The sequence below is a fragment of the Oceanicola sp. D3 genome (assembly GCF_006351965.1).
GTDB lineage: Bacteria > Pseudomonadota > Alphaproteobacteria > Rhodobacterales > Rhodobacteraceae > Vannielia.
Map to the genome: position 1 here is coordinate 2,510,291 of NZ_CP040932.1, position 22,284 is coordinate 2,532,574.

Below are 22,284 nucleotides of genomic sequence, written 5' to 3' on the forward strand. Positions count from 1 at the left end.
TCCCCCATTGCGCGTTGCGGCTGGGGTTCACTAACGCAAAAGTTGTATGAAGAATCTGTCATAAGTCTGGCTGGATTGAGCCCTTTCTCGGCGGGTTGCGTAGGGGAAGGCGGAGGTTGCGCACATCCAAGGCGCCAGCCCGAGCGATACACCCGTGGGGGCCCCCAGGTTTGGCACAGGATCAGGTCACCAGATTGGTGCGGTCATGAGGTCTTGAGACTACCGGCGCTCGGCCGTTCAGCAAAGCCGACGAAAAACGAGAAAATCCGGCCGCGACTGGATGGGGAGAAACGTTTCTCAAGGGGAAATGGCGGAGGATATGGGCCTGACGTCGAACCTTCTCTCGACCTTAAGCCGTCATTGTCGTTTGGGAGGGTCACGGTTCGACGCTCAGCCGATTGAAACGCGACAGGTAGCGGAATTGATCAAGAGCGGCATCATCCCCATTTCGATTTTGCCTGCATTCGTGCCTCGGCCAGCGTCATGTATCTCGCATGCACGACACACCGACAGCGCAAAGCCGCTAGCAGTGCCAAGAGTTAAACGCACGCTGCCAGGGCAATCATTTAGCGAAACTAAGCGCGGGCGTTGATGACTTCGCGTAGGTGCACCCCGAGCAGCACGAGGCCCGGCCAAAGCATATAGGCTTCGATCTCGATGTTCTCGCCAAACGAGAGCAGCACCATCGTCATCAGGATACCAAGCGGCAGCCTCCCGCGCGGATGGCGCGCGGCGTCGATGAGCGCGAAACCCACGTGCCACGCAAGCGGCACCAGCAGCGCGAAGAACCCGACCAGCCCCTTCACGAAGAGCAGCCCGAACCACGTGTGGTGGCTGCCGATCGGCATGTATTCCACCGCGTGCGAGCCGGGATGCACGGTGCCGTGGCCAAACCAGGGAGCCTCGTTCTCCCAGCGTTCGCGGGCGATACGCTGGAGGGTTTCGCGCACCCGCGTGCTGTCGGCCCGCGCGCCTTTGAAGGCCGAGACGGCATCGGCCGCCAGCGTCATCAGGGTGGTGCCGACGACTGCCAGCGAAGCGGTCAGCGCCGCCGTGACCTGCCACGCCCAGCCGCGCAGGATCAGTGGCAGCATCCGCGGGGCCACGGTGCAGGCCACCAGCCCCACCAGCCCCATGCGGGACTTGGAGGCGAGGATCATCAGCACCCCCGCCGCCACGCCCGCCGCCATCCACCGCCGGTCTTTCTCTTCGAGCGCGAAGAGCACCATGATAACCCCGAGCAGCGCTGCGAAGGGTGACCAAGGCGCATAGAACTGCCAACGCGGGGTCCAACTCGCCGGATCCCATGTGAAGAAGTACACGCTGAAATACTCCGGTCCCGGCCCGCCGATGGCCTTGAGCGGCGAGGTGAAGATGCGCTCGGGCAGGCCGATGTAGGGGGCGGCCAGCAGCACCGGCGCGAGCGCGAGGGTCCAGAGCCCGACCACGCATTGGCCCCGGATCAGAACCTCGCGGCGAATTTGCAGCACCGCCCCGGCCAGCGGAAACAGCGCCAGCAACGCCCAGCCTTTGGCCCAGCCGATGGAGCTCTTGATCGTTTGCTTCAGGCCGAGGCCCCAGTCGAGGTGGCCAATCCAGAGCGCCACCAGCATGACCGCCATGCCGGTGAACCACGCCCAGACAAGGGCGGGCACCGGCCCGGTCGGGCGCAAGTCGGCACGCATTGCCGGCCCGAGATAGAGCGCCAGCGCTGCCAGCCCGCCGAGCAGCCATGCCAGCACCGGCCCGACCACATAGAGCGCACCCACCGCGTAGAACGGCCAGGTCCAAACAAGCGTCTTGTAGACCATCCGCTCGGGGCCGGTGAGCCCGGTCATGCGCGCGCATCCGGGCCGGGTTCGGGCCGCGCCAGCAGGCGGCCGATCAGGGCCCCGCGCATCCAGCCCAGCAGCAGGCCCAGCAGCATCATGAAGGTCGCCGCCACCCCTGCGGCCAGAGCCAGCTTGCGGTTGGGGGATGAGGGGGTCTCGGGCAGCGAAGGGTTCTCCAGCACCTGCACCAGCGGGTAGGAGGCATAAACGTCAGACTTGGTCGACTGAGCCTTGGCGATGGCGCTTGCAAAGACCGCCTCGGCCACGGTGAAGTCGCGCTGCAGGTCCTGCAACCGGGCTGCGGGGGCGGCCAGCCGCTTCTGCTCGGCCAGCTCGCCCTCGAGCCGGGCCGAGAGCGTCTCGTGCTGCCGGGCCACGCCCGCGCGCTCCGCCTCCATCCGCACCAGCTGAGCCAGCAGCTCGGCGCGGGCGCCGTCGGGCGCGAGGTCGAGAGCGGCCAGATCGGCCTCGCCCAGCTCGGTCACAGTAATCGCACGGGCAAGAATCGCTCCCCGCGCCGAGGCATGGGCCGCACGGGCCACTTGCACCTTGGGGTGACCCTCGCCGTAGGCCGAGCGTGCCTCGGCCAGCGCCGCTGCATGGGTGGCGGCCTCTTCGGTGAGCGCGGTGAACTCGGCATCGGCGTAGAGCTTCAGCGTTGCCGCGGCGGCGCTTGCGGGCACACCCAGCGTGGCTTCGAGCGCGGTCACGCTCTGGATCTTCTCGCTCAACGTGGCCTCCACGTCACGCACCCGGCTCTGCAATTGGCGGGTTTCCTCTACCATCGCGTCATATTGGCCGGGCGAAATCAGACCGGTTTCGTCTTGCAGCGCGGCGATGTCCTCCCGGGTCGCGGCCACCGAGCTTCGATATTCGGAGATCGCGGCAAGGCCGCTGTCTTCGCGCGTGGCCATCTCGTCGGCGCGCAGCGCGTCGATCTCAGCGAAGAAGGCTGCGATCAGCGCATCGCCGCGCGCCTGCGCTGTTTCCGGGCTGCCGCCGGCCATCTCGACGTGGATCAGGCTGGTCTGGTCAACGAGGTTGATCCGCGGGGCGCCGAACTCGCGGCGGTTCATCCCCATCGCGCCCGCGGCGGCATCCACGATCCGGTCGGCCCCGATCAGGCGCTTGTAGGTCTCGGTCGGGCTGACCGCGTTGCTGGCGAAGGCGGAGTTGGCATAAGAGGAGGCCTGCCCGATCCCGTTGAGGTTCATGGAGGCCGAGGCACCCGAGCCGGGGAGGATCAGCGAGGCCGTGGATTTGAAGGTGAGCGGCGCGGTCTTCAAATAGCCCGTGATCGGCGCCCAAATCAGCGCCCCACCCATCAGGGCGAAGGCAAGATAGCGCGGAAACCGCCCGAGATCTCCGATCCGCCCACCCAAGAGAATGCGCTTGCCGGTAAGGCGGCGCTTGCGGGCCGGTCTGGTGGCGTGAAACGTGTCTTGCAGGGTCATCAGGCTTCTCCTTCACGGCGGACCATAGAGGGAGGGGCCGGGCACCGCCGCTGCGCGGGTGGGGAGGCCCGTGGGGTATCAGGGGGTGGAGGCTATCCGATGGGGTAGGTTGCGGGGCCGTGCCTGCGGTCTGGGTGAGCGCGCCGCCGGATCAAGGTTCAACCGGGGAGCCCGTCGATCTTCTCGAGGGCGGCAAGGTCGTCGTCCCAATCCGCGCGATCGGCGAAGCAGATGTGCGCGTTGGGCTTCATTCCGATCAGGCCATCGAGTGACCCTGCCGGCACAACAACCATGCCATCGTCTGCATCTTCAAAGGGCAGCGCGGACCCGCACCTGGTGCAGAAGCATTTTGCGTGTCGCGACCCGGAAAGCCGGAAGCTCCTGACATTTGCCTCGCCCGACAGCCAGGTGATCCTGGCCGTCGAGAAGAACAGGTTTGCCGAATGGGCTGACCCGGTATCCTTGCGGCAGCGCGAGCAATGGCAAAGAAAGAAGGCTTCGAAAGCGCCGGATATGGAGAACGTCACATCGCCACACAGGCACTGCCCAATTGCGGGGTCGGTCATCGGGATATCCATCAAAACTCAACCATCAAGCCGCCCGTAAGATATGGATTGACGGGCGGCCTGCCCGCGCATCCCCCACGGCCCCATCAAAACAGCCCCGCCTCCCGCGCCATCAGCGCCGCCTGCGTGCGGTTGGAGGCCCCCAACTTTCTGTAGAGCGTTTTCATATGCAGCTTGATCGTGGGTTCGGTGATGTCGAGGTCGCGGGCGATTTCCTTGTTGGATTTGCCCTCGGTCAGCCCCTTCAGCACCTGCATCTCGCGCGGGGTGAGCTTTTCGGCCATCGGATGCGTAGAGGCGTCGTCGGCGGCGGTCATGAAGTCGATGGGGGCGTATTGTTCTCCCATCGCCATGAACTTGACGGCGTTGATCATCGACTTGGCCGGCAGGGTCTTGGGCACAAAGCCCGCCGCCCCCGCCTCAAGCGCCTTTTCGGCGATTTCCTTGGTGGCCTCGCCCGAAAGCAGCGCCACCCGCTGACCTGAACCGACCGCTAGCGTCGCCTTCAGCCCGTCGAGCCCGTTCATCCCCGGCATGTTCAGATCGAGCAGCACCAGGTCGAAGGGCGTGTCGGCCCCCTCGATCAGCTTGTGGGCAGCGGGCAGGTCCGGCGCGGTTTCGGTTTCGATGTCGCCCTGGCTCTGCAAGAACATCACAAGGGTATCGCGCAGAAGATCATGGTCATCGGCAATCAGAACGCGCATCAAAGGCTCCCGGATTCCGCACTGGCAGAACGCTTTCACTCCTATCTAACCAGCTGGCGGACCGAAAGGCACGGAGAATTCGGCCAGCCGCTATCTCCTTCGGATAGGTTTCCGCGCCGCTGGTAGTGATCGGTTAACCAACGCGCCTCGCACCTCTCCTCCCGCTCCGTTGAGGCGTGTCGGGGCCAGCGGGCATGAAAGGGCAAGTTCCTGAACCAGAAGGGTTTGCCCCATGAAAGCCGCCACGTTCGATACCAACTTCACCGCCGTCACCCCGGCCCTGCCCACCACCCGCCTGCCCGCCCTCGGCCTCGATCTTGTCGATGCCACCGCCGCGCAGACGATCGCCACTCTGCTCGCCCCGGGCCGCCGCCGCGCCTTCTTCATGAACGCGCATTGCTGCAATCTGCACCGCCGTGACCGTGGCTACCGCGAGGCCGTGGCCTGCGCCGACGTGCTTCTGCCCGACGGCATCGGGGTGGAGCTTGCTGGCCGGATGACCGGTCAGCGCCTGACCGCCAACCTCAACGGCACAGACCTCGTCCCCACGCTGCTCGAAAAGGCCGCCGCGCAGGGCAAGTCGGTTTATCTCTTCGGTGGCAAACCGGGCACCGCCGAGGCCGCCGCCGCCGCGCTGCAGGCCAAGATCCCCGCGCTCCGGGTTGCCGGTACGCGTGATGGCTACGATGGCGCGGCAGATGCCGAAGCCGTTATCGACGATGTCAACGCCTCTGGCGCCGATATTCTGCTTGTGGCGCTCGGCGTGCCGATGCAGGAAATCTGGCTGCACCGTCACGCGATGAGGCTTGATACGGCCCTCACCCTCGGTGTTGGTGCGCTCTTCGACTTTCTTGCTGGCAACGTGAGCCGCGCGCCGGGATGGGTGCGCAGAGCGAAGGCCGAATGGGTCTGGCGTCTGGCGCAGGAGCCGCGTCGCCTGGCCAAGCGCTACCTTGCGGGCAATGTCAGCTTTCTCGCCAATGCTGCCCTGCGGGCCTGGGGACCGGAGAGCGCTGCCGCCGCCCAACGCCGCTTCCTTGACGTGACCCTATCGCTCACCGCGCTGGTTCTGCTCGCCCCCCTGCTGGCAATCACTGCCTTCGCGATCAAAGCCGACAGCAAGGGGCCTGTCCTGTTTCGGCAAACCCGCGTGGGTCGGAACGGGCGCGAGTTTACCATGCTGAAGTTCCGCTCCATGAGCGTGGATGCCGAGGCCCGCCGCGATGCTCTGCTCGCCACCTCCGACCGTGAGGGCGTGTGTTTCAAGTCCAAGTCCGATCCGCGCATCACCCGCGTCGGCCGCTTCATCCGCCGGTTTTCCATCGACGAGCTGCCGCAAATCCTCAACGTGCTGAAGGGCGAGATGGCCATCGTTGGCCCGCGCCCTGCCCTGCCGACCGAAGTGGCCGCCTACCCGCCGCGCGCGCTGGGCCGCCTCGCCGTCAAGCCAGGCCTCACCGGTGTCTGGCAAGTCTCGGGCCGTGCCTCCGTCGGCTTCGACAAGATGGTCGAGATGGATCTCTCCTACGCCGCCTCGCGCACCCTGCTGCTCGACCTCTCCCTCATCGCCCGCACCTTCGGCGCCGTGCTCGGCGGCCGGGGCGCCTACTGACCCCACCCCAGCCACCTCACACCACCCCATCTGCTCAATCAAAGGACCCCTGCCATGACCCACGTTCGCAAAGCCGTCTTCCCCGTCGCCGGAATGGGCACCCGCTTCCTGCCCGCCACCAAATCGATTCCCAAGGAGATGCTCCCGCTAATCGACCGCCCGCTAATTCAATACGCGGTGGACGAGGCCCGCGAGGCCGGGATCGAGGAATTCATCTTTGTCACCGCCGCTGGCAAGGGAGCGCTGGAGGATTACTTCGATACCGCCGCCGCCCTGGAGCAGCGTCTCGAGGCCGCCGGCAAGGCCGATGCCCTCGCCGCGCTGGAGCGCACACGGATGCCCGAAGGCGCGCTCAGCTTCCTCCGCCAGCCCAACCCGCGCGGCCTCGGCCACGCCGTCCGGCTGGCCCGCAAGCTGGTGGGCGACGAGCCCTTCGCCGTGTTGCTCCCCGATGACGTGATCCGCGCCCGCCGCGGCGCGCTGGCCCAGATGGTCGAGGCTCATAGCCGCACCGGAGGCCACATGGTCGCCACCATGGATGTCCCGCGCACCAAGGTCTCGGCCTATGGTGTACTCGACGTTGCCGAGCGGCAAGGCCGGGTCGCGGTGGCCCGTGGCATGGTCGAGAAGCCCCGCGCCGACGTGGCCCCCTCCACCAGCGCCGTGATCGGCCGCTACATCCTCGAGCCGTCGATCTTCGAAAAGCTCGACACCCTCGGCCCGGGTGCTGGTGGCGAGTTGCAGCTGACCGATGCGATTAACGCCGATCTGGCTCGCGCTGGCGTCTACGGCTACGCCTTTGAGGGCGAGCGGTTTGACTGCGGCTCGATCCAGGGCTTTGTGCAGGCCACCGCCGCTTTCGCGCTGGACCGCGCCGAACTGGCGGGCGAGCTTCGCGACTTTCTCGCCGAGCGCAGCACCCCCCTGCGCCAAGTCGCCTGAACCCACCCTGCTCCAAAGGACAGATCCCTATCCGCCTGACCCTTTGGGTCGAGCGGGTAATCCGTGAGAAAGAGTGCCACAGGAAGGCCCCTGCGCCCGCGTGCTGGTCATCGCGCTCACCGCAAACGCGGTGGCCGAAGAGCGGCACGCGTTTCTCGCGGGCGGGATGGACGACATCGTAACCAAGCCGCTTTCCCGCGCGGCGCTGGAGCGGGTGATTGCGGATCACGCCGGTACGGGCGCGCCGGGACGTGGGCAGGCCCCCCCCGCAGTGGCGGGCAGCTACATCGACGGGTTGTGCGACACGCTGGGAGTGGAGGCGCTGAGCGGGCTGCTGGACCGCTTCGGTGAGGAAGTCGAGACGCTCGTCGGCTTTCTCGAACGCTCGGCCGAGGAAGATTTGGCAGAGACCGCCGCCCGCACTCACAAGATCGCCGGCAGCGCAGCCACGCTCGGCGCGGTCGCCCTGCGATCGGCGCTCGTGACAATCGAGGAGGCCGCGAAAGCGGGTGATGGCACCGCCCTGCGCGACAGCATCGCCGCCCTGCCCCGGGTCTGGTCCGAGACGCGCCCTGCCCTCGTGGCCGAGCGGCGCAAGGCCCCCCGCCCGTCCGCAAGCTAGCCCGGGCTCAGGGCCGCAGGATTCCCAGCACCCGCCCGATCTCGGCCACGTTCGTCACCGTGCTGTCGTAACAGGCGATGGAATCGCCGGGCAGCAGGAAGGGGTCGTAGTCGTCACGGTCGGCGCGGCGCAGCAGGTTCTCGATATCTCGCTCGATGACCACGGAGACCTTGGTGATCGGGTTGCGCGAGAACAGCACCGACGAGCGGTTGGCGCTGGTCGCCCGTGCTCCACCAACGCAGTTGGTGTTCACCACCGCCTGCAGGTAGCGGGTGCCATAGGGCACCTCGCGGGTCTCGCGCCCGATGGCCGAGGGCGCGTTGCCGGTGGCGGGCTGGGTGAGGTTGGACAGGAACAGCGAAATCCCCGGCGGGCTGATCGGGCTGGGGCGCATCAGGTCTTCCTGAAAGCAGCCCCGGCTCGGCACGTTCACCTCGTCGCCGGTGAGCAGCATGATATCCACCGCGTTCTGCCCCTCGAAAACGCCGCGCATGTCGAGCGTGTAGAGCGTGCCGCCGCGGCGCACCTCGACGGCGGAAATGTCGGCATCGGGCCGCACGCCGCCCGCCGCCCGGAGCGCCGCTGACAGGTTGCGCCCCTCGGTCGAGGCGCCCAGCGCCTGCTGGCGACGACCATCTACCTGATCGCCGGGCACGCCGCCGATTTCCACCGCACGCGGCTCGAAGACGGCCCCCGAGACGCCCACGGTCACGGAGGCAAAGTCGGCCACGCGCACCGAGATGCGCGGGGTGTCGGCAAAGAAATCTCCGGCAAGGAGCAGGCGGGCAATATCGGCCTCGACCTGCGAGGTCAGCCTCCCCTGCGCCCGGATCGGCGCAAGGAAGGGCAGCTTCAGCGTGCCGTCGCGGGAGACCACGTAATCGCCATTGAAGGTTTCATCATCGCCCACGCGAATATTTACGAGGTCGTTGCGGGTGAGCCGCTCGCCTCGCAGCGCCGAAGCCGCCGCCACGCCGCTGCCCTTGCCGCCTGCACCGCCGCGCGGGGCGCGGCACTTTTGGGCGTTGATGGTGGCCGAACGGAGAAACTGCGCCTCATCCCGGCTGACGTCGGGCTGGCGATACTGCGCCTGATAGGCATCGCCCTCGGCAACCGGTTCGAGGTTGTCGGGCGCATCGAGCGCGGCGCAGCCCGCAAGGGCCAGCGCGGCAACGAGCGCCGTGGAAGACTTGAATACCTGCACCATCACTGCTTTCGCCTTGTCGCCTGCGGTTGAGTGATTGTTAAATCCTTCCCTCGCCCCGGTCGAGAGAGCGTCGGGCGCGTGCACCCTATCCGTTGGGATATGATGCACAACTGTTGCGCCTTTCACCTCTCCTTGGGCGCGCAAGACGGCGCGGTGAGACTGGCATAGACCTTGGTTACCAACCGTCAAGGGACCAGACAGATGCTTACCACTCACGGAACATCTCGTATCGTGCACAACCTCCTCGCCTACGGGGCGTCGGAGGTTGCGGCCAAGGTCTCGCGGCTGTTGGTGGTCGTCGCCGTCGCCCGAACGCTCGATCTCGAGCAGATCGGTGTGGCGGCGGCGGCTCTTGCTGCTGCAGACATCCTGAAATCGCTCACCGAGAACGGCGTTGGCCAGCGCATCATCGCCGCGCCCGACGACGAGTTGAAGGCCACCTGCGCCACCGCCCACCGAATTTTCTGGGCGTGGTGCCTCGGCCTCTTCGTGCTGCAATCGGCGGTGGGCTTTGCACTCTATGCCGCTGGCGGCAGCCTCACCCTTCTGCTTCTGATCCTCCTGTTGGCGGGCGAATACCTCTTCATGCCGGGCGGTCTGGTGCAGACGGCGCTGGCCATGCGCGCCGGCAAGCTGCGCCAAACGGCGGCCATCTCCGGGGGCCAGATCGTGGCGGCCAACCTCATGTCGGCGGCGTTGGCGCTGGCCTGGCCCTCGGCGCTGGCGCTGATCTTGCCGCGCCTGCTCACCGCGCCCTTCTGGCTCGTCGCCATGCGCCGCCTGCACCCCTGGTCTCCCGACCCGTCCGGCCCCCGGGCCCCGCTCGCGCCTTTCGCTCGTTTCGGCGCAGCGGTGCTCGGGGTAGAGCTGGTCAAGGCGCTTCGCATGCAGGCCGACAAGCTGATCGTCGGCACGCTCATGGGCGCCGAGGCACTGGGCCTTTACTTCATGGCCTTCAACGCCGGCCTCAGCCTGGCCACCTCCTTTTCCACCGCCTTCTCGACCGTGCTCTTTCCGCACCTCTGCACCAGCACCGACCGGGCGCAGGCACTGCGGCAGGCGATGGTGCTGGCCCTCGGCCTTATCACCCCCGCCGTGCTGGCGCAGGCGCTGCTGGCCCCGGTCTACGTGCCGCTGCTGCTCGGCGCCGGCTGGGAGGAGCTGCCCCAGATCGTCTCGATCCTCTGCCTCGTCGCCATCCCCACCACCCTCTGGGCCGCCGCCGCCGGTTGGATGCGAGCGCAGGGCCGCGCAGGGGCCGAGTTCCGCGTGACCGCGCTGATGACCGCCGCGCTCATGCTCAACACCGCCGCCCTCGCGCCCTTCGGCCTGCTGCCCGTCGCCACCGGCTACGCCCTCACCGCCACGGTGGTGATGGTGCTGGCCTCGCTTCCCGCCCTCCACGCGGCCTTCGCCCGCCCCCACCTCGCAAAGGTCTGACCCATGCCTGCCATCTCCATCGTCATCCCCTGCTACAACGCCGAGGCGACCATACTCGCGACGCTCGAAAGCCTGCTGTGCCAGAGCTTTGCCGACTGGGAGGCCATCTGCATCGACGACGGTTCGACCGATGCCACCATGACCCTCGTGCGCTCCGCCGCATGGCAAGATCCGCGCATCCGCCAAGTCGCCAACCTCGGAAAAGGCCCCAGCGTGGCCCGCAACGCCGGTGTTCTCCGCCACGCCACCGCGCCGCTGGTGGCCTTCTGCGATGCCGATGACCTCTGGCACCCGGAGAAACTGGCGCAGATCGTGGAGGCCTTCGACGACGAAGCAATCGACGCGGTCTACGGCCAGATCGAGTTTTTCCGCCACGCCCCCGGCGACAGCCGCGTGCGCTCCACCGTGCCCGCCGGGCCGTTGACCATCCCGATGCTGCTGGGCGAAAACCCGGTTTGCACCATGTCCAACCTCTCGGTCCGGCGCGCGACCTTCGCCGCCACAGGCGGGTTTGACAGCGCGATGGTCCATAACGAAGACCTCGAGTGGCTGATCCGGCTGGTGGGTGACGGCGCCCGAGTCATCGGCCTGCCCGCGCTTCACACCTTCTACCGCACCAGCACCGGCGGGCTCTCCACCGACCTCGACGCCATGGCCGCAGGCCGTGCCACGGCACTGGAGACCGCCGCACGCTACGGCTTTGAACCGGATGAGGAGAGCCACGCCATCCACGCCCGCTATCTCGCCCGCCGCGCCCTGCGGCTTGGGGGTGATCCGCGCGAGGCCCTGCGCCACGCCTTGGCCGGCCTGCGCCACAGCCCCGCAGGCTTCTTCTCGCCCGCCCGCCGCGGCCTGCTCACGCTCGCGGGGGCCGGCCTCGCGCCCGTCCTGCCGCGCCCCCTGCGCCGCGCACTCTTCTCCTGATCGCCCGCCAGAAAGGCCCTCCCATGACCCTCGCCTCCATCATCGTTCCCGCCTTCAACGTCGAAGCCACCCTGGCCGAGACGCTGACCGCGCTGCTCGCCCAGACCCACCCGGACTTCGAGATCATCGTGGTCGACGACGGCTCGACCGACCGCACCCCGATGATCGCCCGCCGCTTTGCCCGCGATGCCCGTGTGCGCATTGTCCGCCAAGCCAACCGAGGCCTCGCCGGGGCGCGCAATTCGGGCATCGCCGCCGCGCGGGGCGAGGTGATCGGCTTCTGTGACGCCGATGACCTCTGGCACCCCGAAAAACTGGCCCGGCACGCGGCCCACCTGGCCGCCAATCCGCAGGTCGGCGTCAGCTACTCCGGCTCCGCACTGATCGACGAGGCCTCCCGCCCCCTCCGCACCGCCCAGCGTCCGCGCCTCACCGGGGTAGATGCCAGCACCATCTTCAAGCGCAACCCCATCGGCAACGGCTCCGCCCCGGTCATCCGCCGCGCCGTCTTCGACGAGATCGGCTACGCGCCTCGCCAAGAGCCCGGTCGTACATGGTTTTTCGACGAAACCTTCCGCCAGTCGGAAGATATCGAATGCTGGCTCCGCATCGCCCTCTCCACCTCCTGGCGCTTCGAGGGCATCGAGGGGCTGCTCACCCGCTATCGCGTCAATTCCGGCGGCCTCTCCGCCAACACCGAGCGCCAGCTGGCCGCCTGGGAGCGGATGGTCACCAAGCTCGCACCCCTCAACCCGGCCTTCTTCGAGGTCAACACCCCCGCCGCCCGCGCCTACCAGCTGCGCTACCTCGCCCGCCGGGCCATCTCCGACCGGGACGGCGCGCGCGCCCAAAGGCTCATCCGCGACGCCCTCTCCAAATCCCGCCTGCCGCTGCTCGAAGAGCCGGGCAAGACCCTCACCACCCTCGCGGCGGCCCTCGTGCTGCGCCTGATCGGCTCCGGCCGGAAACCCGTCACGCTCAGCGCAGAGCCCGCCCGATGACCCGCCCCCGCATCCTCCATCTCGTCGACGACGCAACCGCTGGCGGCGTCATGCGCGTGCTCGATTACCTCGTCACCTCGCCCGAGTTGGCTGAACAGGCCGATCACACGCTGCGCCACGTGCCTCGTGGCGGCCTGCGCCTTGGCCGTCTCGATGCGGATATGATCGTCTCTCACCTTGCGGTAAGCTGGCGCTCGCTACCCATGCTGGCCCTGCTCCGACTTCGGAACCCTCACGCCCGGCTGGTCCATGTCGAGCACAGCTACACCGAGGGCTTCGTGAACCAATGCGTCCGCCGCAAGGGCCGTTTCGCCTTCCTCCTCCGCACCGCCTACCGCCTGTTCGACCGGGTGGTCGCGGTGAGCCGGGCACAGGGCAAATGGCTCATCCGGAGCGGTGCCGTCACCCCGGGCCGCCTCGCCATCATCCCCTCCTGCGTCGACCTTTCGGCCTTCCGCGCCCTGCCCCGGCGCTCCGGCCCCATCCGCACTTTCGGCGCCATCGGCCGGCTCGACCCTCAAAAGGGCTTCGACACGCTGATTGCCGCCTTTCGCACGATCCCGGAGCCGAACCTCTCCCTGCACATCTACGGCGAGGGCCCCGAGGAGGCGCGGCTCCGCTCACTCGCTGCTGGTGATGGGCGCATCGTCTTCAAGGGCCGGGCCGTCAACCCTTGCGACGCCTTCGCCGCGGTCGATGCCGTCGCCATGCCCTCCCGCTGGGAAGCCTACGGCCTTGTCGCAATCGAAGCCCGCGCAGCAGGACGCGCCCTGCTGGTGCAAGGCGTAGACGGTCTGACCGACCACCTGCCACTCGGAGCGCACGTGGCCGAGGAGCGCACAAGCTCCGCATGGGCCAATCTGATGCAAGCTGTTGCAGCAGGCACAGCGCAGCCTCCCGTGTCCGAACCCACGTCGGTCTTTCGGCTTGAAGAACGTTTCTTAAGCGAGTGGAACAGGCTCATCTCTGAATTCCGGCTTTAGGGAACGCGAGCCGTCAATTCATTACCCTATGACGAGACAAGCCCAACACGTGCATCGTTCCCACAAGCTAGCTAATGGCTGCGTCGTGCTTGCAACAAACCTGAAACAGCGAGCCTCAGAACCAACCCCCTCACATTCGACACCTGCCACCGCCCCCGCCGCCGGGTGAGGATCCCACGGGCATTCAGCTCCGCCGCAATCACACGCAGCGACACACGTCCCTCCGCCCGGATTTGCGCGATTACCTCAGCCAGCCCCGCCGCGGACTGGTCTGCGTTCCACGTCACCGTCGCCCTGAGAGCCACACCGCCCTCCCCTGCCGGGAATGGCGAACGGATCGATGTCGAGACGGCATTTAAGAACCCCAAGCACCCGTTCCGCATCGCAATCGTCTGTGCGATGTGGCTGACCGGCTCCGACGTGGAATGCCTGTCGACGCTCTATATTGACCAGCCGATGAAGGCCCACACACTGATGCAGGCCATAGCGCGCGCGAACAGGGCGTATCCTGGAAAGGATTGCGGCCTGATTGTCGACTACAATGGAATGCTAGCCAGCCTGCGAGCAGCGCTCGCGCAATACGCGCTCGGTGATGATGGCACAGGCGGCCTAGGGCCGTTCGCTGATCGTTCGATCCGGGTTCCAGCGGCTTGGCGAGCGGAACTGCAAATCCCGCCCAGTGCGTCCCCACTCTAAGCCTAATGATTTCAGTAGCATGCCGCTCTGAACCGAACCGCGCACGGTTAACAGGTCAGGAGAATATTGGCCCTGAGAGACTGCTTCCGAGGCTCTTGGCACCGGGGCCGGTTAACTGCCCGTCCCGCACATTCCTCGAGAACAACTGAAAAATCCGGCCGCAGCCGGATGGGGAGAACGCTTTGGCGGGGGCAAGTGGCGGAGGGAACGGGACTGGTGTCGAACCTTCTCCTTCGTTGGCGCCCGTAAATCCGTGCATGAACAGTCCAGTTCTCGTGCAAGCAAACTGCACACCGGACGGCCATCATTGGAAGGCGACAGATCTACGTAGCGCTTCAAAAGCGGGACTCGGTATCCACTCCGTACGTACTTTGCCCTTCGGAACCTTAAGTCTTCTCTTCATATACGACGACACCACACCCCGTGACGGCGGGAAATGTGTAATAAGAGTAGGCTTCCAGTACGTTTTTCGAGAGAGCGCCTCGCATCGCGAACCAGATCGCCAGTTCCGACGCCTCGGTGCCTCCAAACCGCATGAACTCTTCTTGCGGCGTGTCGATGAGCATCTGCGGATCATTTCCCAAATGGCGCAGGAACCACCTATCGAGCCCCTCGTTCGCGATTCCGAAGCGTGCTCCGCTGATCTGATGTGACATGCCACCGGTGCCCACCACAACCACCCTTTCATCGCCGGGCATGGCACGGATCGCCGCTCCGATCGCCCGGCCCAAGTCCCATAGCCGTTGGTTGGTCGGGATCGGGTGGCGCACCATGTTCACAGCCACGGGGCAAACCGGTACCTGCCAGGGCGCGTCGAACAGGTAGGGCAACCACGAGTAAATCCCGTGATCGACCGAGAGGTCCTGGCAGACAGTCAGGTCGAACCCGCCGCGCACGAGGCGTTCCGTCATGTGCAGCGACATGGCCGTATCGCCCAGAAGGTCGGGGTAAGGACGCGGGCCCCAACCCTCGTCCGCCTGCGGGTAGCGTTCTGAAACGCCGATGGCCAAGGTCGGACAGGCGGAAAAATCGAAATGGTTGAGATGATCGTTGTAGACGATCATCAGCCGGTCGGGCGCCACGCGCTCCAGCCAGTCCTTCACTGGCCGCGTGCCTTCGAACCACGGTTGCCACTGCGGTGCCCATGCGCCCGCCATACCCTTATCGAACTCCAGCCCCATCGAAGGCGTGTGCGAAATGCCGAAGCCACCGACGATGCGCGCCATCAGCTCTCCTCCCCCGGCACAGCGCTGATCCGGCGCGGGCAGATCGCCATCAGCTCCTCCACGGTCATCCCGGCGTTATGCGCGCCGATATGCCAGAGGTTCTGCCCCACGGTCGCAGCCACCTTGAGCATGGACTGAAGATGCCCGCCTGCCGCAATCAGTGCGGTCCAGTCGCGGGCCAGAACATGTGCAATATCAGCATCGCTCAGGCCGTGGCGGCGCATGTACCCCGCCTCGTCGGCGAGGAAGGCCTCGCGGTTCTGCGCCTGCCTCAGCGACAGACCGAAGGCGGTGAGCCGGTGCCCCTTCAGCGCCATCTCGGCGGTGTAGACAAAGGTGCCCGGCGGATCGAGTGTGAGCGCCATCGAATTGCTCATGTCTTGATCTCCTCCCTTCGGGTGCCATGGGCGGCGAGAAACAGCCCAAGTGCGGTATTGAAAGCCTCGGGAGCCTCGAGGTTCACCATGTGGCCCGCCGCAATTCGCTCGAGGCGCGCGCCGGGAATCTCTCCGGCAAGCGTGTCGGCAATGTCTCGGTAGCCCCGCACATCGCGGTCCCCCGAAACGACCAGCGTGGGCACGCAGAGCCCAGACAGCGCCCCGGCATCCGATATCCGCGCCCCTCGGCCGGGCGCACGCCAATGCCAGAGCGAGTAATCTGCCACCTGACGATGCACCGAGGCCCGCGCTTCGGGTGCATCGGTCAGTGAAGCAAAGATCGGATGGGCCAGCCAAAAAGCCCGCGCTGCCTCCGGCCCCTGCGCCTGCGCAACCCGCGAGACCTCCTCGGGAGGGCGCGGTGCGGTGCCCCAGTTGTGCCCCGCGAGACCACTGGAAGCCAAAACGAGTCCTGTCACGCGCTCCGGGTGAAGGGCGGCATAGGCGCGGGCCACATTGGCCCCTAGCGAGAGGCCGACAAGACCGAACCGGTCCAGATCGACGGACCTGCGCAGCACCTCCAGATCGGCCACATGATCATAGTCGCCCTCCGGCAGACTGCTTTGTCCAAATCCTCGCAGGTCGTAGGCGATGCAGCGGTATCTTTCGCTGAAAGCGGCCAACTGCGGTGCCCAGGACCGATGGTCGAGCGAGAATCCGTGCAGGAATACTACAGGCGCGCCTGCCCCCTGATCGGCGACGGAAAGCCAACCGCCCGGCACCTCGACCCGCCGCATCATGGCCTTCCCGCAATCTGGCCGACCGGTCCCGCGATCTCGGGATTGCGAAAGATCGGCGTGATCACCCTTCGGTTGATGCGCCAGCCCTCTGCGGTGCGCACACAGTCGTCCCCCACGTCCGCGACGAGGAACGGCGTGCAGTTTGCGACCGGTACCGCCCCCGCACCCGCGAATGTGAGCCACGTGCTACGGGCGAGGGCCGCCTCCGACCCGTCAAAGGCAATGTCGAGCCCACTCATCAGATGGCGTGTGACCCGCCCGGCCGCCGCCCGCACCTCGAAAAACTCGCGCAGAGCGGCATGCCCCTGAAGAACCCGCCCGCCACTGCGATAGTCAACATCCTCGGTGAAGATCGCCAGGAACTGCTCCACTGTGCCGCCGTCGAGCGCGCCGGCGAATTGTCGGTTCATCGCCTCGATCTCCTGTCGATCAAGGATTTGCTGCAAAGCTTTCTCTGTCATCTGGTGCCTCCCTCAGTTTCGCAAGCGCGCCCCGCCTCCAGCGCCAGTGCTCGCAGGCGGCGCACCAGTGGCAACGGGTCAGGCACAGCGCGGATGAAATGGGTGATGCCCAGCGTCGCCATCAACCGCCCGCCCGAGAGCACCGGCGCCGCGAGCGTCATGGTTTCAGGTTCCAGCGACGGATCGCGGCGGGCCACTCCATTGACCCGCGCCGAGGTGAGCACAGGCTCGATCTCCGCCGCCAAACGTGTAACCGGGCCGGGGTGCTCCCCTTCGTGCACCAGCGCAGTAAGAAGCTGCGCCCGCTCCGCCTCGTCGCACCACGCAAGCCACGCCCTGCCGTGGGCGCGGGTGAGCAGGCTCAGCCGGTGGTTGACAGTAGAGGGTTTGTGCGCGAGCGGACTGTTTGGAATGGTCGAATACCGCACCACCATCGCCGCACCCTCGGGCGTGCAGATCGAGGCGGGCCAGCGCAGCGCAGCGGTCAGCGCTTCGGCCGCTGTGCGTGCGGCTGGCAGGATCGCGGGCAGCCCTTGCAGCCCCTCGGCGAGCCGGCCAGCGCGTTCGGCGATGCAGTAGCCTGCCCGATGCGGAAGCCGTGCGGCGTAGTTCATCGCGCAAAGGGTTTCGAGCACCCGAACCACCGTGGGCGCGGGTATGGCTGTGGCCTGTGACAGTTCCCGTACGCGCCGTGCCGGATGACGGCTCAACTCCTCGAGGATCGCCATTGTCTTCTGCACCGACTTGAGCGGCGCATAGCACCCCGGCGCCGGTGCCGGTGCCTTAGCGGCGGGCGGGTGTTTCAACATGTGAAACGTCCGCTTACGCCAGCCCGCCCAGCGCACGGCGCAGATACTCTGCCTGGCGACACCGCAGGGAGGAGACCCGAATGAAACTTGCCACTGCCCATCTCGAAGGCCAGCCGAACCGCCTCTGGCGCGCCGCGGGCGAAGGCCGCGCGCTTGACGTCACCGCCGCGCTGCCCGATCTGCCGCTGCGCGATCTCGGCGACCTGCTCGACACAGCGCAGGACGACCCTGCCCTGCCTCAACGGGTGAACTCCCTTGCCGGTGCGACCGTTGCGCAATCTGCGCTCAGCTATGCGCCCCCGGTGCGTCGGCCCTCCAAAATCCTCGGCGTTGCCTTCAATAACCGCGAACTGATGAAGACCGCGCACAACGACCCGGGCGTGCCCAACTTCTTTCTCAAGCCGCCGTCCTGCCTCATCGGCCACGGCGGCACCATCGAGGTCGCCCCCAACTGGGGGCCTACGATCCCCGAGCCCGAGATCTGCGCGATCATTGGCAAGCGCGCCTCGCGGATCACCGAGGCCGAGGCGCTCGATCACGTCTTCGGCTGGACCATCCTGAACGACGTCACCTCGCACGGGCTGAAGTTTGGCAAAGACTCCATTGCCGTCACCTACGCGCCCGATCTTGCGCACCCCGAGTTCTACAAGTGGCGCAATCTGCAAGGCCCCGAAGATCGAGACGTGTTCTACGTCTACCACACCCGTTCCAAGGGCGCCGATACCTTCGGCCCGGTTGGCCCCTGGGTGACGCTTGCCGCCGAGGTGCCCGACCCCAATTCGCTCGCCGTGGTGGCCGACATCGACGGCGAGGTCTTTGCCCGCGACAACACCGGAAACTATCGATTCCGTGTCGAGACCTGCATTGCCGAGGCCAGCCGTTACTTCACACTGGAGCCGGGCGACATGATCTCCTTCGGCACCACCGGCAAGGGCGAGGGGCGCTTTCCGCGTGGCCACAAGAGCCTGCTGCTGAACCGGGTGACCGGGCGCATCGGCATCACGGTCGAGGGCCTCGGACGGCTGGAAAATGATGTTCGGCATATCGCGGCTCCCTGATAGAAAAAACGCGGCGGGGCACTTCACGCGCCCCGCCGCGCTGTCACAGCTGGGTTTCGGGCAGCGTCACAACCGCCCCCTCCGGCAGGTCGGAAACACGCACCTGGCAAGAAAGGCGGCTGGCGGGCGTGGCCTCCACCGCAGCAAACTCCAGCATCCCCGCCTCATGCTCGTCGGCAGGGTCCAGCGCGGCCTGCGCGGCCTCGTCAACGAAGACATGACAAGTGGCACAGGCCGCCGTGCCCCCGCATTCGGCCACGATGCCGTCGATACCCGCATCACGGATCGCCTCCATCAGCGAAGTCGATGGGTCTGCCTCCATAGGACGGCTCTCGCCTGTGGGGGTGATCACGGTGAGCTTGGTCATTTCGGGCTCCATCTGGCTGGCAGGAAAAGCGGGCCGCGAAAGACCCAGCCCCCCATGCGGGGCGAATTGTCGGGGTCGAGGCGCAGATCGGGCAGGCGTGCGAGCAGTGCAGGCACAGCCACGTCACCGACCATCGAACGCGCCATCCATGTACCGAGGCAGAAATGCGGGCCGGAGCCGAAGGCGAGGTGCTGCGCCTTGGGGCGGTTCATGTCGAACCGTCCGGCGCTGTCACCAAAGTGGCTTTCGTCGCGGCAGGCGGACGCGGCGCTCAGGCCAATCGCCGTGCCTGCGGGCAGCACGGTGTCCGAAAGCACTGTCTCCTTCGCCACCCGGCGCGGATACATCCCGATCGGCGCCACCCAGCGCACCGCCTCCTCGAAGGCCTTGCGGCCCAGCGCCGGGTCGGCCTTGACCGCCTCCAGCTGCGCCGGATCCGAGAGCAGTCCCAGCAGCACGGTGCCGATGGAATCGCGTGGTTCGTTCAGCCCGCCGCCGATGATCACCTTGATGTCTGCCCGGATACGCTCGATCGGCCAGTCCGCCGCGACCATGGCAGACAGTGCCGAGGGGTTGGGAGCCTTAGCCCAGAGCGCGGCATGATGGTCAATCGCCGTGTCGATCCCCTCGCTCGCGCGGGCACAGCGCTCCCACGGCTCGGGCAGGTCGGCGTAGTTGCCGGTGGCGTCGATCAGCGCCTGGCTCCACCACAGCAGGTCTTGCCAATCTGTCTCGGGGATCCCGATAATCTGCGCCAACGCGCGGGCCGCCATCGGCGCAGCGAATTCGGTGAAGAGGTCGCCCTGCCCCTTTGGCGCGGTCTCGCCCACCAGCTCCTCCGCGATCTCGCGAAACAGCGGCGACCAGTGGCTCTTCACCATCGGCGGGCTGAAGGACTTCACCAGCACCGCCCGCTCGGCCGCGTGCTCCGCGCCATCGCGACGCATCAGCGAATGGCCCATCGAGCGGATTTGCAAGCTGCGCGGGTCGTTGGCGGGGAAGGTCTCTTCATCGCGCTCGATTGCGATCATGTCATCGAAGCGCGTGATCAGCGCGATGTTGGCGGGTGCAAGCCAAGCCACCGGCGCCTCTCGCCGCAGCCGCGCGTAAACCGGGTAGGGATCGTCGTACATCTCGGCCAGCGACACGTCGTCGATCACAGGCATTGGCCTGGGCATGGTTTCCTCCCTGAAGTCTACCTTGCCTCCGGTCTGCACTGGCCTCATGTATCGAGCAACACGAAGTAGGAGATAACCGATATGGATGATCTCGATATCATGGGACTCGATCTCAAGGCGCTCGGGTTGCTCTGCAAGATCCATGAGGCCAGGTCGCTGACGCTCGCCGCCGAGCGGGCAGGCATTGCCCAATCCACGGCCAGCTATACGTTGGAGCGCCTTCGCAGGGCATTCGGAGACAGCCTCTTCCACCGCGCGGCACGGGGGGTGGTGCCCACCGTACGCTGCGATGCCATCGTGGCCGCGCTGCGCCCTGCGCTCGACGACCTGCGCGAGCTCGGCTCCGAAGATAGCTTCGATATGGCCCGCGAAACCACACCCTATACCATCGCCGGCAACTTCTACGAGCGCAGCCTGCTGCTGCCACCTCTGCTCGCCCGGCTGCGCGCCGCCGCGCCGCATATGCCGGTTGCAATGGTTCCCGCCAGCAGCGCGCCCCACCGGATGTTGCAGGACGGTCAATGCGACGTGGCGATCTCGCCGGTCGCGCCGGGCGCGCACAAGCTCCGTGTCGAACGGCTGTTTCGCGAGCATTACACCTGTTTTGTCGATCCGGCCTCCGCCATCGCCACGGAGGGGCTCACTCTGGAACGCTTTGCCACCGGTCAACACCTGACCATTGCCTATTCGGAAGGGTGGCGGCCGTTCTGGCAGGACGAGATGCTGCGCCTCGGTGTCCGGCTGACGCCCGCAGTCACCGTGCCCTCCTTCGGCGGGGTCGAGCGCATCCTTGCCGGCTCCGACCTGATCCTGACGGCACCCTCTGGTCTAGCCCGCCTGTTCACACCTGCGCTGACGGCAGTGCCTACCCCATTTGCATGCAGCTTCGACGTAAACATGATGTGGACCCCGCGCACCGACAACAGCGCGCGCCACCGACGCATCCGCGAGATGATCCGCGCCGTAGCCAACGATCCACCGCGGCCCATGCCCGGACCGGACGCAGGCTGAGTCAGCCCGCACCGACCGGGGCTCGGATCTCCGGTTCGGGCAGCTCGGCCGCGATTTCGCGCATGCGTTGGCGCAGCCAAAGGTGCGCAGGCGCCCGGTGCGTCCGCCCGGCCCAGGCCATATGCACCCGAAAAGGAGCGTCGAAGGGTGCGCGCACGGCAACCACCCGAGGCGCATAGATCCGGGCAAAGCCCTCTGTCGCCGTCAAGATCAGATCGGTCCCGTTCACGATCCGGTCAATCTCGCCGAAGGACGAGACCTCGATATGCGGGCGGATTTCCACCCCGAGCCGCTGAAGCGTGGCAAGGTAGTAGGGCCGCCAATTCGGCGCTGGCCGCACCATGATATGCCGCGCACCCGCATAAAGCGCGAGATCCAGCCCTTTCTCGGCCCAACGGCTCTGCGGACAGACGAAGCAGCCATAGCGCTCCGAGAGCAGCTCCTCCGAATAGAGCCCCGAGACCCGCGCAGGCACGGGAGATATGCAAAGATCGCAGTCGTTCCGCTCCAGCTGAGCCAACCCGTCGCCAACTGCCGAGACGATGGAAAGCGTGACGCCGGGCGCCTCGACCGCCAACTGGCTCACGAGCTGGGGCAGCAAACTCGCACGTTCATAGAAGTTGCAGGAGATGGTAAAGCGATCAGTCGCCTGGGCGGGGTCGAACCGGGTCGGAACCACCATTTCCTCGTAGTGCTGGATCAGCCGCCGCCCCTCCTCCGCCAGCCAATCGCATCGCTCGGTGGGCCGTATCCCCCGCCCGAGCCGCACGAAGAGCGGGTCGGAGAAAACGTCGCGGAGGCGCTCGATGGTATAGCTGACAGAGGATTGGCTCAGCCCGAGGCTATCGGCGCCCGCACTGATGGAGCCCTTTTCGTGCACTGTGATCAGCACGCGAAGGCTGTGGAAATCGGTCTTGAGATGTAGGTCGCTCGTCATATCACAGCACAGGCTACTCGAAGGTTAAGGCGCCTTTCCATCGAAATTATCGATACCACAATTCGGAGCCGTCCCGT

General features: G+C 66.5%; 24 protein-coding genes. 10 read left to right on the top strand and 14 right to left on the bottom strand.

Annotation, left to right across the window (positions count from 1 at the left end; genetic code table 11):
- Nucleotides 1–575 precede the first annotated feature (575 nt).
- The 4 genes from FHY55_RS12710 to FHY55_RS12725 all read right to left on the bottom strand — a co-directional run bounded on the left by FHY55_RS12710 (nt 576) and on the right by FHY55_RS12725 (nt 4,556).
- A complete protein-coding gene (locus FHY55_RS12710; protein ID WP_140014551.1) occupies nt 576–1,838 on the bottom strand; it encodes an O-antigen ligase in 1,263 nt (420 codons plus the stop codon).
- Nucleotides 1,835–3,286 (bottom strand): hypothetical protein, encoded by a 1,452-nt coding sequence (locus FHY55_RS12715; RefSeq protein ID WP_140014552.1) that lies wholly within the window; start codon nt 3,284–3,286, stop codon nt 1,835–1,837. Before FHY55_RS12715 ends, FHY55_RS12710 begins: the two co-directional genes overlap by 4 nt.
- A gap of 158 nt (nt 3,287–3,444) precedes the next feature.
- Nucleotides 3,445–3,852 carry a GFA family protein gene (locus FHY55_RS12720; RefSeq protein ID WP_140014553.1) on the bottom strand — a complete coding sequence of 136 codons (408 nt, stop codon included), beginning with the start codon at nt 3,850–3,852 and terminating at the stop codon, nt 3,445–3,447.
- Between the two features lie 86 nt (nt 3,853–3,938).
- Nucleotides 3,939–4,556 carry a response regulator transcription factor gene (locus FHY55_RS12725; protein WP_140014554.1) on the bottom strand — a complete coding sequence of 206 codons (618 nt, stop codon included), beginning with the start codon at nt 4,554–4,556 and terminating at the stop codon, nt 3,939–3,941.
- A 232-nt stretch (nt 4,557–4,788) separates the two neighbouring features.
- Here FHY55_RS12725 and FHY55_RS12730 point away from each other — a divergent pair, with 232 nt between their 5' ends.
- The 3 genes from FHY55_RS12730 to FHY55_RS12740 all read left to right on the top strand — a co-directional run bounded on the left by FHY55_RS12730 (nt 4,789) and on the right by FHY55_RS12740 (nt 7,732).
- The gene (locus FHY55_RS12730) at nt 4,789–6,168 is read left to right on the top strand and encodes a WecB/TagA/CpsF family glycosyltransferase (protein ID WP_140014555.1); all 1,380 of its coding nucleotides are present in this window, start codon (nt 4,789–4,791) and stop codon (nt 6,166–6,168) included.
- A gap of 54 nt (nt 6,169–6,222) precedes the next feature.
- Nucleotides 6,223–7,110 (top strand): UTP--glucose-1-phosphate uridylyltransferase, encoded by an 888-nt coding sequence (locus tag FHY55_RS12735; RefSeq protein WP_140014556.1) that lies wholly within the window; start codon nt 6,223–6,225, stop codon nt 7,108–7,110.
- Nucleotides 7,111–7,183: 73 nt separating this feature from the next.
- Nucleotides 7,184–7,732: an Hpt domain-containing protein gene (locus tag FHY55_RS12740; RefSeq protein WP_140014557.1), complete on the top strand. Its 549-nt coding sequence runs from the start codon at nt 7,184–7,186 to the stop codon at nt 7,730–7,732.
- A gap of 7 nt (nt 7,733–7,739) precedes the next feature.
- On the opposite strand, the gene FHY55_RS12745 is transcribed toward FHY55_RS12740, so the two are convergent.
- Nucleotides 7,740–8,939, bottom strand: a complete 1,200-nt coding sequence (locus FHY55_RS12745) for a polysaccharide biosynthesis/export family protein (RefSeq protein ID WP_140014558.1) — start codon at nt 8,937–8,939, stop codon at nt 7,740–7,742.
- Nucleotides 8,940–9,140: 201 nt separating this feature from the next.
- On the opposite strand from FHY55_RS12745, the gene FHY55_RS12750 reads away from it, so the two are divergent.
- The 4 genes from FHY55_RS12750 to FHY55_RS12765 are packed head-to-tail and all read left to right on the top strand — an operon-like array spanning nt 9,141 to nt 13,287.
- Entirely contained in the window at nt 9,141–10,379 is a 1,239-nt protein-coding gene (locus FHY55_RS12750; RefSeq protein WP_140014559.1) for an oligosaccharide flippase family protein, read from the top strand.
- Between the two features lie 3 nt (nt 10,380–10,382).
- Nucleotides 10,383–11,303, top strand: coding sequence for a glycosyltransferase (locus FHY55_RS12755; protein WP_140014560.1), 921 nt, complete (start codon nt 10,383–10,385; stop codon nt 11,301–11,303).
- Nucleotides 11,304–11,326: 23 nt separating this feature from the next.
- Nucleotides 11,327–12,304: a glycosyltransferase family A protein gene (locus FHY55_RS12760; RefSeq protein WP_140014561.1), complete on the top strand. Its 978-nt coding sequence runs from the start codon at nt 11,327–11,329 to the stop codon at nt 12,302–12,304.
- Entirely contained in the window at nt 12,301–13,287 is a 987-nt protein-coding gene (locus tag FHY55_RS12765; protein ID WP_140014562.1) for a glycosyltransferase, read from the top strand. The genes FHY55_RS12760 and FHY55_RS12765 overlap by 4 nt, the downstream gene beginning before the upstream one ends.
- A gap of 71 nt (nt 13,288–13,358) precedes the next feature.
- On the opposite strand, the gene FHY55_RS12770 is transcribed toward FHY55_RS12765, so the two are convergent.
- Nucleotides 13,359–13,670 (bottom strand): recombinase family protein, encoded by a 312-nt coding sequence (locus FHY55_RS12770; protein WP_140016104.1) that lies wholly within the window; start codon nt 13,668–13,670, stop codon nt 13,359–13,361.
- A gap of 16 nt (nt 13,671–13,686) precedes the next feature.
- Here FHY55_RS12770 and FHY55_RS20970 point away from each other — a divergent pair, with 16 nt between their 5' ends.
- Nucleotides 13,687–13,983: a hypothetical protein gene (locus FHY55_RS20970; RefSeq protein WP_371706930.1), complete on the top strand. Its 297-nt coding sequence runs from the start codon at nt 13,687–13,689 to the stop codon at nt 13,981–13,983.
- Between the two features lie 386 nt (nt 13,984–14,369).
- Here the strand turns inward: FHY55_RS20970 and FHY55_RS12780 are convergent, their stop codons facing one another.
- Genes FHY55_RS12780 through FHY55_RS12800 form a run of 5 tightly spaced genes read right to left on the bottom strand, consistent with a single transcriptional unit; the run spans nt 14,370 to nt 17,656 of the window.
- On the bottom strand, nt 14,370–15,209 hold the full coding sequence (locus tag FHY55_RS12780; protein ID WP_140014563.1) for a protocatechuate 3,4-dioxygenase: 840 nt from the start codon (nt 15,207–15,209) through the stop codon (nt 14,370–14,372).
- Nucleotides 15,209–15,586 carry a protocatechuate 3,4-dioxygenase gene (locus tag FHY55_RS12785; protein ID WP_140014564.1) on the bottom strand — a complete coding sequence of 126 codons (378 nt, stop codon included), beginning with the start codon at nt 15,584–15,586 and terminating at the stop codon, nt 15,209–15,211. Before FHY55_RS12785 ends, FHY55_RS12780 begins: the two co-directional genes overlap by 1 nt.
- Nucleotides 15,583–16,383: an alpha/beta fold hydrolase gene (locus tag FHY55_RS12790; protein ID WP_168222999.1), complete on the bottom strand. Its 801-nt coding sequence runs from the start codon at nt 16,381–16,383 to the stop codon at nt 15,583–15,585. The genes FHY55_RS12785 and FHY55_RS12790 overlap by 4 nt, the downstream gene beginning before the upstream one ends.
- Entirely contained in the window at nt 16,383–16,847 is a 465-nt protein-coding gene (locus FHY55_RS12795; RefSeq protein ID WP_140014566.1) for a nuclear transport factor 2 family protein, read from the bottom strand. The genes FHY55_RS12790 and FHY55_RS12795 overlap by 1 nt, the downstream gene beginning before the upstream one ends.
- Nucleotides 16,844–17,656: a helix-turn-helix domain-containing protein gene (locus tag FHY55_RS12800; RefSeq protein WP_140014567.1), complete on the bottom strand. Its 813-nt coding sequence runs from the start codon at nt 17,654–17,656 to the stop codon at nt 16,844–16,846. Before FHY55_RS12800 ends, FHY55_RS12795 begins: the two co-directional genes overlap by 4 nt.
- A gap of 80 nt (nt 17,657–17,736) precedes the next feature.
- Between FHY55_RS12800 and FHY55_RS12805 the strand changes: the two genes are divergently transcribed.
- Nucleotides 17,737–18,714, top strand: a complete 978-nt coding sequence (locus tag FHY55_RS12805; protein ID WP_140014568.1) for a fumarylacetoacetate hydrolase family protein — start codon at nt 17,737–17,739, stop codon at nt 18,712–18,714.
- Nucleotides 18,715–18,757: 43 nt separating this feature from the next.
- On the opposite strand, the gene FHY55_RS12810 is transcribed toward FHY55_RS12805, so the two are convergent.
- Together FHY55_RS12810 and FHY55_RS12815 are read right to left on the bottom strand one after the other, a co-directional pair.
- Nucleotides 18,758–19,081, bottom strand: coding sequence for a 2Fe-2S iron-sulfur cluster-binding protein (locus FHY55_RS12810; protein ID WP_140014569.1), 324 nt, complete (start codon nt 19,079–19,081; stop codon nt 18,758–18,760).
- Nucleotides 19,078–20,259 carry a cytochrome P450 gene (locus FHY55_RS12815; RefSeq protein ID WP_140014570.1) on the bottom strand — a complete coding sequence of 394 codons (1,182 nt, stop codon included), beginning with the start codon at nt 20,257–20,259 and terminating at the stop codon, nt 19,078–19,080. Before FHY55_RS12815 ends, FHY55_RS12810 begins: the two co-directional genes overlap by 4 nt.
- 81 nt (nt 20,260–20,340) lie before the next feature.
- Between FHY55_RS12815 and FHY55_RS12820 the strand changes: the two genes are divergently transcribed.
- A complete protein-coding gene (locus FHY55_RS12820) occupies nt 20,341–21,270 on the top strand; it encodes a LysR family transcriptional regulator (RefSeq protein WP_140014571.1) in 930 nt (309 codons plus the stop codon).
- Nucleotide 21,271: 1 nt separating this feature from the next.
- Here FHY55_RS12820 and FHY55_RS12825 read toward each other — a convergent pair whose 3' ends face one another.
- Nucleotides 21,272–22,207, bottom strand: coding sequence for a LysR family transcriptional regulator (locus FHY55_RS12825; RefSeq protein ID WP_140014572.1), 936 nt, complete (start codon nt 22,205–22,207; stop codon nt 21,272–21,274).
- Nucleotides 22,208–22,284: the final 77 nt, after the last annotated feature.

Excerpts from the sequence above, each read along its gene's own strand:
- FHY55_RS12710 (WP_140014551.1), bottom strand. The coding sequence starts at position 1,838 with ATGACCGGGCTCACCGGCCCCGAGCGGATGGTCTACAAGACGCTTGTT.
- FHY55_RS12715 (WP_140014552.1), bottom strand. The coding sequence starts at position 3,286 with ATGACCCTGCAAGACACGTTTCACGCCACCAGACCGGCCCGCAAGCGC.
- FHY55_RS12720 (WP_140014553.1), bottom strand. The coding sequence starts at position 3,852 with ATGACCGACCCCGCAATTGGGCAGTGCCTGTGTGGCGATGTGACGTTC.
- FHY55_RS12725 (WP_140014554.1), bottom strand. The coding sequence starts at position 4,556 with ATGCGCGTTCTGATTGCCGATGACCATGATCTTCTGCGCGATACCCTT.
- FHY55_RS12730 (WP_140014555.1), top strand. The coding sequence starts at position 4,789 with ATGAAAGCCGCCACGTTCGATACCAACTTCACCGCCGTCACCCCGGCC.
- FHY55_RS12735 (WP_140014556.1), top strand. The coding sequence starts at position 6,223 with ATGACCCACGTTCGCAAAGCCGTCTTCCCCGTCGCCGGAATGGGCACC.
- FHY55_RS12745 (WP_140014558.1), bottom strand. The coding sequence starts at position 8,939 with ATGGTGCAGGTATTCAAGTCTTCCACGGCGCTCGTTGCCGCGCTGGCC.
- FHY55_RS12750 (WP_140014559.1), top strand. The coding sequence starts at position 9,141 with ATGCTTACCACTCACGGAACATCTCGTATCGTGCACAACCTCCTCGCC.
- FHY55_RS12755 (WP_140014560.1), top strand. The coding sequence starts at position 10,383 with ATGCCTGCCATCTCCATCGTCATCCCCTGCTACAACGCCGAGGCGACC.
- FHY55_RS12760 (WP_140014561.1), top strand. The coding sequence starts at position 11,327 with ATGACCCTCGCCTCCATCATCGTTCCCGCCTTCAACGTCGAAGCCACC.
- FHY55_RS12765 (WP_140014562.1), top strand. The coding sequence starts at position 12,301 with ATGACCCGCCCCCGCATCCTCCATCTCGTCGACGACGCAACCGCTGGC.
- FHY55_RS12770 (WP_140016104.1), bottom strand. The coding sequence starts at position 13,670 with ATGCGGAACGGGTGCTTGGGGTTCTTAAATGCCGTCTCGACATCGATC.
- FHY55_RS20970 (WP_371706930.1), top strand. The coding sequence starts at position 13,687 with ATGTGGCTGACCGGCTCCGACGTGGAATGCCTGTCGACGCTCTATATT.
- FHY55_RS12780 (WP_140014563.1), bottom strand. The coding sequence starts at position 15,209 with ATGGCGCGCATCGTCGGTGGCTTCGGCATTTCGCACACGCCTTCGATG.
- FHY55_RS12785 (WP_140014564.1), bottom strand. The coding sequence starts at position 15,586 with ATGAGCAATTCGATGGCGCTCACACTCGATCCGCCGGGCACCTTTGTC.
- FHY55_RS12790 (WP_168222999.1), bottom strand. The coding sequence starts at position 16,383 with ATGCGGCGGGTCGAGGTGCCGGGCGGTTGGCTTTCCGTCGCCGATCAG.
- FHY55_RS12795 (WP_140014566.1), bottom strand. The coding sequence starts at position 16,847 with ATGACAGAGAAAGCTTTGCAGCAAATCCTTGATCGACAGGAGATCGAG.
- FHY55_RS12800 (WP_140014567.1), bottom strand. The coding sequence starts at position 17,656 with ATGTTGAAACACCCGCCCGCCGCTAAGGCACCGGCACCGGCGCCGGGG.
- FHY55_RS12805 (WP_140014568.1), top strand. The coding sequence starts at position 17,737 with ATGAAACTTGCCACTGCCCATCTCGAAGGCCAGCCGAACCGCCTCTGG.
- FHY55_RS12810 (WP_140014569.1), bottom strand. The coding sequence starts at position 19,081 with ATGACCAAGCTCACCGTGATCACCCCCACAGGCGAGAGCCGTCCTATG.
- FHY55_RS12815 (WP_140014570.1), bottom strand. The coding sequence starts at position 20,259 with ATGCCCAGGCCAATGCCTGTGATCGACGACGTGTCGCTGGCCGAGATG.
- FHY55_RS12820 (WP_140014571.1), top strand. The coding sequence starts at position 20,341 with ATGGATGATCTCGATATCATGGGACTCGATCTCAAGGCGCTCGGGTTG.
- FHY55_RS12825 (WP_140014572.1), bottom strand. The coding sequence starts at position 22,207 with ATGACGAGCGACCTACATCTCAAGACCGATTTCCACAGCCTTCGCGTG.